The following is an 11,866-nucleotide window of genomic DNA, read 5'->3' as shown; positions in this document are numbered from 1 at the left end:
CGTGAAGCGCGTGACCCGCGTGAACGCTCAGTGCAGGATCTTCGCGAGGAAGTCCTTCGCGCGTTCCGATTTCGGATTCGAGAAGAAATCGTCCTTGCGGTCGTCCTCGACGATCGCGCCCTTGTCCATGAAGATCACGCGATGCGCGACCTTCTTCGCGAAGCCCATCTCGTGCGTGACGACCATCATCGTCATCCCTTCCTGCGCGAGTTCGACCATCACGTCGAGCACTTCGTTGATCATCTCGGGGTCGAGCGCGGATGTCGGCTCGTCGAACAGCATCGCGATCGGATCCATCGACAGCGCGCGCGCGATCGCGACACGCTGTTGCTGGCCGCCCGACAGCTGGCCCGGGAACTTGTGCGCGTGCGCTTTCAGGCCGACGCGGTCGAGCAGCTTCAGGCCCTTCTCGTTCGCCTCGTCCTTGCCGCGGCCGAGCACCTTGATCTGCGCGAGCGTCAGGTTCTCGGTGATCGACAGGTGCGGGAACAGCTCGAAATGCTGGAACACCATCCCGACCTTCGAGCGCAGCTTCGACAGGTTCGTCTTCTTGTCGCCGACCGACTGGCCGTTCACGAGGATCTCGCCCTGCTGGAACGGCTCGAGGCCGTTCACGGTCTTGATCAGCGTCGACTTGCCCGAGCCCGACGGGCCGCACACGACGACCACTTCGCCTTTCTTGACCTCGGTCGTGCAGTCGGTGAGGACCTGAAACTGGCCGTACCACTTCGAAACGTTCTTGATGGAAATCATCTTGTGACCTTTTTCTGGAGACCCTTGACGAGAGCAGACGCCAACGAGCAAATCACGAAATAGCATGCGCCGGCGAACAGGACCATCTCGACGGTCGTGCCGTCGCGATCGCCGACGTTGGCGGCCGTGCGGAAGAAGTCCGCGAGGCTGATCACGTATACGAGCGACGTATCCTGGAACAGGACGATCGCCTGCGTGAGCAGCAGCGGCACCATCGCGCGGAACGCCTGCGGCAGGATCACGAGGCGCATCGCCTGCGCGTAGTTCATGCCGAGCGCGAACGCGGCGTTCACCTGCCCGCGCGGCACCGCCTGGATACCGGCGCGGATGATCTCGGAATAATACGCGGCTTCGAACAGCGAGAACGCGACCATCGCCGATGCAAGCCGGATGTCGATCGTCGGCGACAGCCCGAGCACGCCCTGCAGCACCTGCGGCACGATCAGGAAGAACCACAGCAGCACCATCACGAGCGGGATCGAGCGGAACACCGTCACGTACGCCTTCGCGAACCACGCGAGCGGCTTCACGCCGGACAGCCGCAGCAGCGCCAGCAGCGTGCCCCAGACGATGCCGACAACGATCGCGATCAGCGTGATCTTGAACGTGACGATCGCGCCCGTCCACAGCGTCGGTATCGCGCCGGGAATACTACTCCAGTCGAACTGATGCATCACTTGCCTCCGATATAGCCGGGCAGCCGCGTGCGGCCTTCGATCCAGCGCATGAACGCCATCACGACGAGGTTGATGATCACGTAGGCGAGCGTCACCGCGATGAAGGATTCATACGTCTGCGCGGTGTAGTCGACGAGCTGGCGCGCTTGCGCGGACAGGTCGAGCAGGCCGATCGTCGACGCGACCGCGGAGTTCTTGAAGATGTTCAGGAATTCCGACGTGAGCGGCGGCACGATGATCCGGTACGCAACGGGCAGCAGCACGTAACGGTACGTCTGCCATTGCGTGAAGCCCATCGCGAGGCCGGCGGCGCGCTGGCCCTTCGGCAGCGCGTTGATCCCCGAGCGCACCTGTTCGCACACGCGCGCGCCCGTGAACAGGCCGAGACAGATGATCGACGCGGTGAAGAACTGCGTGGTGGGCGGCAACTGCTTGATCCAGGTGCCGATCGACGCGGGCAGCAGCTCGGGTATCACGAGATACCAGACGAAGAACTGCACGATCAGCGGAATGTTCCGGAAGATCGACACGTACACGGTGCCGATCGCGGACAGCCATTTGTTCGGCACGGTGCGCAACACGCCGAACAGCGATCCGACGATCAGCGCGATGACCCAGGCGACGAGCGACACTTCGATCGTCACCCAGAAGCCGGACATCAGCCATCCGAAATAAGTCGTCGGCTCGCCGGTCGACACGGGGCTCAGGAAGATGCCCCAGTTCCAGTGGTAAGACATGGGCAAGACTCCAGCAAAAAGAGACGGAAGAAGCGTGGCCTCTTCCGTCTCATTAGCGTCATTTCTGCATCAACGGCCGTGCGGTCAGTCGAGCGCCTTGTCGTTCGGGTTCGCGTACAGCTTCTTCATCGAATCGGACAGCGGGAAGTTCAGGTTCAGCCCCTTCGGCGGGATCGGGTTCTCGAACCACTTCGCGTAGATCTTCGCGGCTTCGCCCGACTTCTCGACTTGCGAGATCGCGTCGTCGACGACCTTCTTGAAGTCCGTATCGCCCTTGCGCATCATGCAGCCGTACGCTTCTTCCGATTGCGGCGTGCCGACGATCACCCACTCGCCCGGCTGCTTCGCCTTCGCGCGCTCGCCCGCGAGCAGCGCGTCGTCCATCATGAACGCGACCGCGCGGCCCGATTCCAGCGTGTTAAACGAATCGCCGTGATCCTTCGCGCTGATGATGTTCATGCCGAGCTGCTTGTCGTTGTTCATCTTGCGCAGCAGGCGCTCCGACGTCGTGCCGGCAGTCGTCACGACCGTCTTGCCCTTCAGGTCGGCGAAATCCTTGACGCCCGAATCCTTCTTCGTCATCAGGCGCGTGCCGATCACGAAGATCGTGTCGGAGAACGCAGCCTGCTGCTGGCGCTCGGTGTTGTTGGTCGTCGAGCCGCACTCGATGTCCACCGTGCCGTTCTGCACGAGCGGGATGCGGTTCTGCGACGTGACCGGGATGTTCTTCACCTGCAGGTTCGGCAGGTTCAGCTTCTTCTTCACCGCGTCGACCACCTTCAGCTGGAATTCGCGCGAATAGCCGACCACCTGCTGGTTCTGGTCGTAGTAGGAGAACGGAATCGACGATTCGCGATGGCCCAGCGCGATCACGCCCGTGTCCTTGATCTTCTTCAGCGTGCCCGTCTCCTGAGCATGCGCGCCGCTTGCGAACGCGCAAAGCGCCGCGACCATCAGGACTGCCTTTTGGTATTTCATTTTGGTCATCTCCTTGGCTAAAACCCGCGCCAGTGTATCAAAGTAATATTTTTGAAAGTACTGTTGTTTACCGCACATCGCAGCGCCCCTGGCAAAGCCTTCCTCCCGGCTCCAGGCGCCCCGAATGCGCGCGCGGGCGATGCCGGATTCGGCACCGCCCGCGAGGGTTCATATCCGCAACCGGGTGGATTGCGTCATGAATGGATCATAGTCAATGATCAGGGGTAGAGGCCACGCATTTCGCGCGCCATCAGGATGCGCTTGCACGCCACGATGAACGCCGCCGTACGCACCGACACCTTGTGCTCTTCCGCGACCGCCCACACGCCGGAGAACGCTTCGCGCATCACGCGCTCGAGACGGTGGTTGATCTCGTCTTCCGTCCAGAAGAAGCTCGAGAAATCCTGCACCCACTCGAAGTACGAAACGGTCACGCCGCCCGCGTTCGCGATCACGTCCGGGATCACGAGCACGCCGTTCGCGGTCAGGATGTCGTCCGCCGCCGTCGTCGTCGGGCCGTTCGCGCCTTCGACGATGATCTTCGTGCGGATCTTCGCTGCGTTCTTCTCGGTGATCTGGTTTTCCAGTGCCGCCGGGATCAGGATGTCGGTTTCGACCGTCCAGAATTCGTCGTTCGGCATCGGCTCCGCGCCTTCGAAGCCCGCGACGCCGCCCGTGCGGGCAACGTGGTCGAGCAGCTTGTTCGAATCGAGGCCGGCCGGCTGGTAGATCGTGCCCGTGTGATCCTGCACCGCGATCACCTTCGAGCCCGCTTCCTGGAACAGCTTCGCCGCGATGCCGCCGACGTTGCCGAAGCCCTGCACCGCGATGCGCGCGCCTTCGATTTCCAGGCCCTTCTTCTTCGCCGCTTCGGAGCCGACGACGAACACGCCGCGGCCCGTTGCTTCCTTGCGGCCGAGCGAACCGCCGAGCGCGATCGGCTTGCCGGTCACGACGCCGGTCGACGTCTGGCCCTGGTTCATCGAGTACGTGTCCATCATCCACGCCATCACCTGTTCGTTGGTGTTGACGTCCGGTGCCGGAATGTCGGTGTTCGGGCCGATGATGATGCCGATTTCGCTGGTGTAGCGGCGCGTGACGCGCTCGAGCTCACCACGCGACAGCTTGCGCGGGTCGACACGGATGCCGCCCTTCGCGCCGCCGTACGGCACGTTCACTGCTGCGTTCTTCACGGACATCCATGCCGACAGCGCCATCACTTCCGACAGCGTCACGTCCTGGTGGTAGCGCACGCCGCCCTTGCCCGGGCCGCGCGACACGTTGTGCTGCACGCGATAGCCTTCGAAGTGCGCGACGGTACCGTTGTCGAGCTCGATGGGGCAGTCGACGATCAGGATGCGCTTCGGACGCTTCAGCGTTTCGAGCCAGCGCGACAGCGAGCCGAGGTACGGCGCGACGCGATCGACCTGCTGAAGGTAGTTGCCCCACGGGCCGAGATCGTCGGCGTGCAGGTAGGACGGGATGGACTGCTGTTGCGAAGACATGGATGCTCCAACGTTCAACGAAGTGCGCACATTGTCGAAAAACCCGTTTTTTTTATCCAATGCCGTTTGCTTATTCGATTATGCGTTTCTTGCATGATCGCGATTTTTCGCAAATCCGCGGTCGATTTGCGCAAGAACGCCCGCGATCGGCCGTGCATCACGTGCTTGAAAAATCGTGTTGCGCGGGCGCGGGCCGGCCGCCGGGCAGGCGCCCGACAGGCACCGCAAGCCCGACGTCAGCCGGCCGGGCCGGACGATCGACGGTTAACCGCCCACGGTTAACCCGCGGATTCGCGCAGTTCGTCGCGCACGACGTCCCACAGCGCACGCACGAGCTTCTGTCGCGGATCGTCGCCCTGCAGCGCGAGCTTGTCGCAGTACAGCCGGATCTCCATCGTCAGCGTGAACGGATGCGCGCCGCCGCGCACCGACCGGTCGAGCCGGATCAGGCGGCCGCCCGCCACCGCATCCTCGACCGCGCTGTGCGGCAGGAACGCGATGCCGTGGCCCGCGAGCGCCATCGCCTTCAACCCTTCGGCCATGTCGGTTTCATAGACGCGATCGAGGAACAGCGGCGTCGACGCATTCGCGACGATGACCTCCGTCATCCGGCCGAGATACGCGTTCGGCGTATATGACAGGTACGGCACGCGCGCGTCGGCCGTGCCGGGCAGCGTATAGCGCGGCCGCCCCGCGCGGCCCGGCGCCGAGAACGGGCTGATCGGCTCGCTGCCGAGGATCAGCATGTCGTAGCGCGCCGGGTCGAGCGCGACGGGGTGGCTCGGGTGGTGGTAGCCCATCACGAGATCGCAGCCGCCCTCGACGAGCGACAGCACCGCGTCGTGCACGTTCAGCGCGCGCAGCCGCGTGTGGACCTGGCCCATCTTCGCCTCGATCCGCTGCAGCCAGCGCGGGAAATACGTGAGCGACAGCGTGTGCGGCACCGCGAACTCGATCGTCGGCACCGGCGCGCCGACGTGGCCGCGCAGCAGCGTGCGCGCCTCGTGCGCCTGCGACAGCATCGTCAGCGCCTGCTCGTAGAAGATCTGCCCGGCCTGCGTCAGCCGCGTCGGATAGACCGAACGATCGATCAGTTCGGTCGCGAGCCATGCCTCGAGCGCCTGGATGCGCCGCGAAAACGCCGGCTGCGACACGTGCCGCAGCTCGGCGGACCGGCTAAAGCTGCGCGTTTCCGCGAGCGAAACGAAGTCTTCGAGCCATTTCAGTTCCATGCAGGCGGGCGCGGCGGGCGGCGGTCGGGAAGAAGCCTGCATTCTACCGGCGGGCGGGCCCGGCCGGCGGCTACGCAAGCGGCCCGGCGCGCGGCCGGATGCGGCTCGCCGGGCGCGGCCGGAATCGTCCCGCGCCGATGGTAAAATGCCGGATTCTCCCTCCTCGCTCGACCCGGCCCTCAAAGCCCGCCCGATCATGTCCGACACTCGTCCCGATACGCTTTTCGCCCTCACCGCGCTCTCGCCCATCGACGGCCGCTACGCCAGCAAGACCGAAGCGCTGCGCGACTGGCTCTCCGAAGCCGCCTTCATGCGCCACCGTGTCACCGTCGAGGTGCACTGGCTGATCGCGCTGTCGCGCGCCGGCTTCGCGGAAGTCCCGCGCTTCTCGGAAGCCTCCGAGCAGTTCCTGCTGCAGCTCGCCGAGCGCTTCACCGCCCACGACGCCGCGCGCATCAAGGAAATCGAGCGCGTGACGAACCACGACGTGAAGGCCGTCGAATACTGGCTGAAGGAATCGGTGAAGGGCCAGGAAGAACTCGAGAAGGCCAGCGAATTCATCCACTTCGCGTGCACGTCCGAGGACATCAACAACACGTCGCACGGGATGATGCTTGCCGGTGCGCGCACGCACGTGATCGTGCCGGCGCTGCGCACGGTCCACCAGCGCCTCGTCGCGCTCGCGCACGCGCTGGCCGACCAGCCGATGCTGTCGCGCACGCACGGCCAGCCGGCCAGCCCGACGACGCTCGGCAAGGAGCTCGCGAACGTCGCGGCCCGTCTCGACCGCGCGATCGCGCGCATCGAGAAGGTCGAGATCCTCGGCAAGATGAACGGCGCGGTCGGCAACTTCAACGCGCACCTGTCCGCGTATCCGGAATTCGACTGGGAAGCGTTCTCGCGCGACGTGATCGAGAACCGCCTGAAGCTCACGTTCAACCCGTACACGATCCAGATCGAGCCGCACGACTACATGGCCGAGCTGTTCGACGCGGTCGCACGCGCGAACACGATCCTGCTCGACCTCGACCGCGACGTGTGGGGCTACATCTCGGTCGGCTACTTCAAGCAGAAGACGAAGGCCGGCGAGATCGGCTCGTCGACGATGCCGCACAAGGTCAACCCGATCGACTTCGAGAACTCGGAAGGCAACCTCGGCCTCGCGAACGCGACGCTGCGCCACCTCGCCGACAAGCTGCCGGTGTCGCGCTGGCAGCGCGACCTGACCGACTCGACGGTGCTGCGCAACATGGGCGTCGCGCTCGGCTACTCGCTGCTCGCATACGACTCGCTGATCCGCGGCCTCGACAAGCTCGAAGTGAACCCGCAGCGCCTGAACGAAGATCTCGACAACTGCTGGGAAGTGCTCGCGGAGCCGGTGCAGACGGTGATGCGCCGCTATGGCATCGAGAACCCGTACGAGCAGCTGAAGGAACTGACGCGCGGCAAGGGCATCACGCGCGAAGCGCTGCAGGAATTCGTCGGCACGCTCGCGATCCCGCAGGACGCGAAGGATCGCCTGCTCGCGATGACGCCTGCGTCGTACATCGGCAAGGCCGTCGAACTCGCGAAGCGGATCGCGTAAGCGCCCGTCTCCGTACGTAAAAAAGCCCGATGCGAGCAATCGCATCGGGCTTTTTCATTTGCATGCCGCGTCCGCTCAGAACGAAATCATCCGCCCCGGATTGAGCGCGCTCATCACGCTCATCGCCGCCTTCGCCGCCGGAATCGCGATCGGCGACAACTGGCGTCCAAGCGGAATCGCGCGATGGTCGATGCCGGTCAGCATCGAGAAATCGTCGTTGCGTCCGACGAAATCGTCGCAGATCGCCTTGCCGATCCGCACCGTCTGCGCGACGCCGTGGCCGCTCCAGCCCTGCACCATGTACATCGGCACGCGGCCGTCGGTCTTGCGGCTGTCGGTCGCGCCGTTCAGCGTGAAGTCGCTGACGCCGCTCCAGCAGTAATCGAGCGCGAACCGGCCGTCGACCTGCGGGAACACCGTGTTCAGCCGCGTCAGCAGATACGCGTTGACGTCGGGCTGCGCCCAGCACGTACCGGTGCCCTGCCCGCCGAACAGCAGGCGGTTGCCGCGTACCGGCCGGTAGTAGTCGATCTGGAACTGCGTGTCGTACACGGGCATGCCGGCCGGCATCAGCGTCGCGACGTCGACGTCGAGCGGTGCCGTCACGCTCACATAGGTAAAGAACGGCACGGTCGTCGCGGCGCCGTCGTCGAGCAGCCGGAACGTCGTGTTGTGCAGCGCGAGCACGACGCCCTTGCGGGCGGTGATCGTGCCGCCCGGCGTCGTCGCGACGACGCCCGCGGGCGTCTCGTCGAGCTCGACCACCTCGGTGCCTTCGTACAGCGTGCCGCCGTTAAGCCGGAAACCATGAACGAGCCCGCGCACCAGTGCGAGCGGATGGATCTGGCCGCCGATCGCATCGATCGCCGCGCCGTGGTACAGCCCCGAACGCACGTATTCGTCGTTCAGCTGATGGCGGCCGACGAGCGTCACGCCCGCGTCGCCGAGATGACGGCGCGCATCCGCGCCGTCCAGCAGCGCACTCATGTGGCCGGGGTGGACAGCGGCCGTGATGTGCCCGCGTTTGCGGTCGAGTTCGAGCGCGTAACGCGCACCGATCGTATCGATCAGGTCCATCGATTCAGCCGACGCGAAGCGCCACAGCCGCTTCGCGTCGTCGTGCGACAGGTGGTCGATCATGTCGGCCGCTTCCCAGCGCGCGAGGCCGGGCGTCAGTTGCCCACCGTTTCGACCCGATGCGGCCGAGCCGACGTGGTGCTTGTCGACGAGGATCGTGTCGACGCCCGCTTCGGCGAGATGCAATGCGGCCGATGCGCCGAGCAGACCCGCGCCGATCACGAGCACGTCGCATACCGCGTCGTGCGCGAGCGGCACGGTGTTTTCATGGCGCGACAACGACGCCTCGTACCAGTTCGCCGGGCGCTCGCCGTCGTAGCGGGCCGGATCGCACCAGTTCCAGTTGTCTTTTTCGATGTTCAGTTGCGTTTGCTCGAAACGCGATTCGCCCTGGATCAGGGGTTGGTTATTGAAAGTCATGATTGCACTTGCATGGTAGGGCCGCCTGTCGAAGAGCCTTCTGGCTTCGCGGGTGGGGCAGCCGGTTCCACATGGGTGTCAACGAGAAAAGGGGCGCGATGGCCCGTGTTGACGGCGGGCACGCTCGTGCCGCCTGGATCCCGGACTGTGCGAAAGCACGTATTGAAAGGTGCCGGGACACCCAATTTCTACACCGCAGAAATAATTCTACAGTGTAAAATCAGCTTTCGTCGAGTTTACAGCCGGTGCCGCACCGGCACGCCGGCCCGTATCGATGAAAGACAAACCCGCCCAGGGCCCGCGCGGCCTCGACAAGGATGCGATCGTCGCGGCCGCGCTCGCGCTGCTCGAAGACGTCGGCGAAGCCGCGTTCAGCGTGCGCAAGCTCGCGCAGTCGGTCGGCTGTGACCCGATGAGCGTGCTGTACCACTTCAAGTCGAAGGAAGGCCTGAGTCGCGCGATCGCGAACGCGCTGTCGCGCTCGCTGGTGCCGGTCGACGCCACGCTGCCGTGGCGCGAACGGCTGCGAGACCTCGCGCGCCAGTACCGCGCGCTCGCGCTGCGCTACCCGGCCGCGTTCGCACTGCTGCAGCGGCACATGAGTACCGGGCCGGCCGATCTCGCGCACATCGAGGCCGTGCATCGCGCGCTGGCCGACGCCGGCATCCCGCGCGCGGCGCTGCCATCGGTTTGCGTCGGCTGGTATGCGAGCGTGATCGGGCTTGCCGCGGCCGAAGCCGGCGGCCTCACGCGCGCCGCGAACGACGTCGAGCTCGCGGAAATGGCGGCGCTGTCGGACGCCGCGCATCCGCTCGTCAAGGCGGCCGCCCCGCTCTATGCGCAGCTCGATCCGGCAGCCGTGCACGACACGATGCTCGACGTGCTGCTCGACGGCATCGCGAAACAGGCGCCCGCCACCTGACCGGCACGCCGGCCACCAATGCAAAAGGCGCCCCGAGGGGCGCCTTTTGCGTGATGATTGCCGCGAACCGCGCTCAGTGCTGCTGCGCGATGCCGATCTTCAGCATGACCTGGTCGACGATCTGTTCGGGCGTCAGCTCGATGCTGACCTGGATCGCTTCGTCCGGGCCCGGTTCCTCGAGCGTGTCGAGCTGGCTCTTCAGCAGCGACGGATCGAAGAAATGGCCGGTGCGGCTCTTCAGGCGCTCGTGCAACACCTCGAACGAACCCTTCAGATACACGAACCGCACGTCGGTGTCGGTGCCGCGCAGCACGTCGCGGTACGACCGCTTCAGCGACGAGCACGTGAACACGGCCGTCTCGCCCGCGCGCTGCTTTTCCTCGATGGCAGCGCGAATCGTGCGCAGCCACGGCCAGCGGTCGTCGTCGGTCAGCGGAATGCCGTGATGCATCTTTTCCTTGTTCGCCGCGCTGTGAAACGCGTCGCCGTCGGTATAGCTGCACGACAGGCGTTCCGCCAGCATTTCGCCGATTCGCGACTTGCCCGCGCCCGACACGCCCATTGCGATCAGAATCATTGACTACCCCTTGTTACAGAACCATGCTCAGCAGCAGTGTAAAGCCGAGGCCGAGCACCGAGATGATCGTTTCGAGCAACGACCAGGTCTTGAACGTCTGACCGACCGTCATCCCGAAGTATTCCTTGATCAGCCAGAAGCCGCCGTCGTTCACGTGCGAGAAGATCAGCGAGCCCGAGCCCGTGGCGAGCACCAGCAGCTCCGGGCTGACCGTCGTGCCGGCTGCCGCCGCGATCGGCGCGACGATGCCGCAGGCCGTCGTCATCGCGACCGTCGCCGACCCCGTCGCGAGACGCATCAGCGCCGCGACGAACCAGCCGAGCAACAGCGGCGACAGGTGCGCATGCTTCGCGGTCTCGACGATCTGCTGCGAGATCCCGCTGTCGCGCAGGACGCCGCCGAAGCCGCCGCCCGCGCCGACGATCAGCGTGATGCCGGCGATCGGTGCGAGACACTCGCCGCAGAACTTCTGGATCTGGTCGCGGTTGAAGCCCTGCAGCTTGCCGAACGTGAAGAAGCTCACGAGCACGGCGATCAGCAGCGCGACGTCCGAGTTGCCGGCAAAGCGCAGCAGGTTGTTCGGCAGCGATTTCGGCGTGAACAGCAGGTCGGCCCAGCTGCCGACGAGCATCAGCACGACGGGCAGCAGGATCGTGAACAGCGTGATGCCGAAGCTCGGCAGTTCGCGCTTGCGGCCGTCCGCATGCGAGTCGACGAACTGCGACGCGAGCGGGTTGTTTTCCGGCAGCTTCACGAACTTCGAGATCGTCAGCGCGAAAAGCGGGCCCGCGATGATCGCGGTCGGCACGCCGACGATCAGGCCGAACGCGATCGTCTTGCCGATATCGGCGCCGTATTGCTGGACGGCCAGCAGCGCGGCCGGGTGCGGCGGGATCAGGCCGTGCACGACGGACAGGCCGGCCACCATCGGCAGGCCGACGACGAGCAGCGACTTGCCGGTGCGCTTCGCGACGTTGAACGCGATCGGGATCAGCAGCACGAAGCCGACTTCGAAGAACACCGGCAGGCCGACGATGATCGCGACGAACATCATCGCCCAGTGGATGTTCTTTTCACCGAACCAGTCGATCAGCGTGGTCGCGATCCGTTCGGCGCCGCCCGATTCGGCCATCATCTTGCCGAGCATCGTGCCGAGGCCGACGACGATCGCGATGTGGCCGAGCGTACCGCCCGTGCCCGCCTCGAACGACTTGACGATCTTGTCCATCGGCATGCCGACGACGAGGCCGAGGCCGAGCGAGACGATGATCAGCACCAGGAACGGGTAGATCTTGTAGCGCGCGATCATCAGGATCAGCGCGGCAATCGCGATCAGCGTGAATACGAGCAGCATGCTGCCTTGGACAGCCCCCATGTGGACTCCTCCTAGAATTGTTCGAACC

At 65.0% G+C, this 11,866-nt stretch carries 11 protein-coding genes; 2 read left to right on the top strand and 9 right to left on the bottom strand.

The genetic code is table 11. The features are described from left to right. Nucleotides 1–27: 27 nt before the first annotated feature. From AB3K92_RS25440 to AB3K92_RS25415, 6 genes are all read right to left on the bottom strand, one after another. The gene (locus tag AB3K92_RS25440) at nucleotides 28–753 is read right to left on the bottom strand and encodes an amino acid ABC transporter ATP-binding protein (protein WP_027788372.1); all 726 of its coding nucleotides are present in this window, start codon (nucleotides 751–753) and stop codon (nucleotides 28–30) included. Beyond that, entirely contained in the window at nucleotides 750–1,427 is a 678-nt protein-coding gene (gltK, locus tag AB3K92_RS25435) for a glutamate/aspartate ABC transporter permease GltK (RefSeq protein ID WP_042977589.1), read from the bottom strand. Before gltK ends, AB3K92_RS25440 begins: the two co-directional genes overlap by 4 nt. Further along, on the bottom strand, nucleotides 1,427–2,167 hold the full coding sequence (locus tag AB3K92_RS25430) for an amino acid ABC transporter permease (RefSeq protein ID WP_027788374.1): 741 nt from the start codon (nucleotides 2,165–2,167) through the stop codon (nucleotides 1,427–1,429). Before AB3K92_RS25430 ends, gltK begins: the two co-directional genes overlap by 1 nt. A gap of 84 nt (nucleotides 2,168–2,251) precedes the next feature. Then, nucleotides 2,252–3,145 (bottom strand): glutamate/aspartate ABC transporter substrate-binding protein, encoded by an 894-nt coding sequence (locus tag AB3K92_RS25425; RefSeq protein WP_048026334.1) that lies wholly within the window; start codon nucleotides 3,143–3,145, stop codon nucleotides 2,252–2,254. 218 nt (nucleotides 3,146–3,363) lie between these two features. Continuing rightward, a complete protein-coding gene (locus tag AB3K92_RS25420) occupies nucleotides 3,364–4,650 on the bottom strand; it encodes a Glu/Leu/Phe/Val dehydrogenase (protein WP_021163078.1) in 1,287 nt (428 codons plus the stop codon). Nucleotides 4,651–4,928: 278 nt separating this feature from the next. After that, the gene (locus AB3K92_RS25415) at nucleotides 4,929–5,882 is read right to left on the bottom strand and encodes a LysR substrate-binding domain-containing protein (protein ID WP_059484606.1); all 954 of its coding nucleotides are present in this window, start codon (nucleotides 5,880–5,882) and stop codon (nucleotides 4,929–4,931) included. A 196-nt stretch (nucleotides 5,883–6,078) separates the two neighbouring features. On the opposite strand from AB3K92_RS25415, the gene purB reads away from it, so the two are divergent. Then, nucleotides 6,079–7,467 carry an adenylosuccinate lyase gene (gene purB / locus AB3K92_RS25410; RefSeq protein WP_027788377.1) on the top strand — a complete coding sequence of 463 codons (1,389 nt, stop codon included), beginning with the start codon at nucleotides 6,079–6,081 and terminating at the stop codon, nucleotides 7,465–7,467. Nucleotides 7,468–7,542: 75 nt separating this feature from the next. On the opposite strand, the gene AB3K92_RS25405 is transcribed toward purB, so the two are convergent. Beyond that, on the bottom strand, nucleotides 7,543–8,964 hold the full coding sequence (locus tag AB3K92_RS25405; protein ID WP_059706687.1) for an FAD-binding oxidoreductase: 1,422 nt from the start codon (nucleotides 8,962–8,964) through the stop codon (nucleotides 7,543–7,545). A gap of 274 nt (nucleotides 8,965–9,238) precedes the next feature. Between AB3K92_RS25405 and AB3K92_RS25400 the strand changes: the two genes are divergently transcribed. Further along, complete coding sequence (locus AB3K92_RS25400) at nucleotides 9,239–9,886, top strand: TetR/AcrR family transcriptional regulator (RefSeq protein ID WP_021158784.1); 648 nt, start codon at nucleotides 9,239–9,241, stop codon at nucleotides 9,884–9,886. 73 nt (nucleotides 9,887–9,959) lie between these two features. Here the strand turns inward: AB3K92_RS25400 and AB3K92_RS25395 are convergent, their stop codons facing one another. Both AB3K92_RS25395 and AB3K92_RS25390 read right to left on the bottom strand, forming a co-directional pair. Further along, nucleotides 9,960–10,463, bottom strand: a complete 504-nt coding sequence (locus AB3K92_RS25395; RefSeq protein WP_042974301.1) for a gluconokinase — start codon at nucleotides 10,461–10,463, stop codon at nucleotides 9,960–9,962. Nucleotides 10,464–10,476: 13 nt separating this feature from the next. Further along, nucleotides 10,477–11,838 carry a GntP family permease gene (locus tag AB3K92_RS25390; RefSeq protein ID WP_042974304.1) on the bottom strand — a complete coding sequence of 454 codons (1,362 nt, stop codon included), beginning with the start codon at nucleotides 11,836–11,838 and terminating at the stop codon, nucleotides 10,477–10,479. Nucleotides 11,839–11,866 lie beyond the last annotated feature (28 nt).

Origin of the sequence: Burkholderia sp. Bmkn7, assembly GCF_041103175.1 — a bacterium.
In the GTDB taxonomy this organism is placed as follows: domain Bacteria; phylum Pseudomonadota; class Gammaproteobacteria; order Burkholderiales; family Burkholderiaceae; genus Burkholderia; species Burkholderia cepacia.
Note: the sequence above shows the minus strand (reverse complement) of the source record. Positions and strands in the feature narration are given on the sequence as shown.

Coding starts and splice junctions, on each gene's coding strand:
- AB3K92_RS25405 (WP_059706687.1), bottom strand. CDS start 8,964: ATGACTTTCAATAACCAACCCCTGATCCAGGGCGAATCGCGTTTCGAG.
- AB3K92_RS25420 (WP_021163078.1), bottom strand. CDS start 4,650: ATGTCTTCGCAACAGCAGTCCATCCCGTCCTACCTGCACGCCGACGAT.
- AB3K92_RS25425 (WP_048026334.1), bottom strand. CDS start 3,145: ATGAAATACCAAAAGGCAGTCCTGATGGTCGCGGCGCTTTGCGCGTTC.
- AB3K92_RS25415 (WP_059484606.1), bottom strand. CDS start 5,882: ATGGAACTGAAATGGCTCGAAGACTTCGTTTCGCTCGCGGAAACGCGC.
- AB3K92_RS25390 (WP_042974304.1), bottom strand. CDS start 11,838: ATGGGGGCTGTCCAAGGCAGCATGCTGCTCGTATTCACGCTGATCGCG.
- AB3K92_RS25430 (WP_027788374.1), bottom strand. CDS start 2,167: ATGTCTTACCACTGGAACTGGGGCATCTTCCTGAGCCCCGTGTCGACC.
- purB (WP_027788377.1), top strand. CDS start 6,079: ATGTCCGACACTCGTCCCGATACGCTTTTCGCCCTCACCGCGCTCTCG.
- AB3K92_RS25440 (WP_027788372.1), bottom strand. CDS start 753: ATGATTTCCATCAAGAACGTTTCGAAGTGGTACGGCCAGTTTCAGGTC.
- gltK (WP_042977589.1), bottom strand. CDS start 1,427: ATGCATCAGTTCGACTGGAGTAGTATTCCCGGCGCGATACCGACGCTG.
- AB3K92_RS25395 (WP_042974301.1), bottom strand. CDS start 10,463: ATGATTCTGATCGCAATGGGCGTGTCGGGCGCGGGCAAGTCGCGAATC.
- AB3K92_RS25400 (WP_021158784.1), top strand. CDS start 9,239: ATGAAAGACAAACCCGCCCAGGGCCCGCGCGGCCTCGACAAGGATGCG.